The organism is Undibacterium sp. RuTC16W (genome assembly GCF_049339445.1).
Classification (GTDB): Bacteria; Pseudomonadota; Gammaproteobacteria; order Burkholderiales; family Burkholderiaceae_D; genus Undibacterium.
In genome coordinates this window covers 1-280 of the sequence record NZ_JBMPPE010000128.1, presented here as the reverse complement: position 1 = coordinate 280, position 280 = coordinate 1, and the positions used below count along the sequence as shown (strand labels likewise).

The window sequence follows — 280 nt, the reverse complement described above, 5'->3', positions numbered from 1 at the left end:
AGAACCTGAAGATCGTGATCCTGGCGCTGATCGGCCTGACCGCCGGCCAGGCCGTGGTCTGGTACACGGGCCAGTTCTATGCCCTGTTCTTCATGACGCAAACCCTGAAAGTGGACATGGCCACGGCCACCATCCTGGTCGCCATCGCCCTGCTGCTGGCTACGCCATTCTTCCTGTTCTTCGGCAGCCTGTCGGACCGCATCGGCCGCAAATACATCATCCTGGGCGGCTGCCTGATCGCTGCGGCAACCTACTTCCCGATCTTCAATGGCTTGACGCA

General features: G+C 60.7%; 1 pseudogene. It reads left to right on the top strand.

Annotated elements, in window-relative coordinates:
* Positions 1-280, top strand: a pseudogene (locus ACO0K4_RS19800) (MFS transporter); the annotation flags it as partial.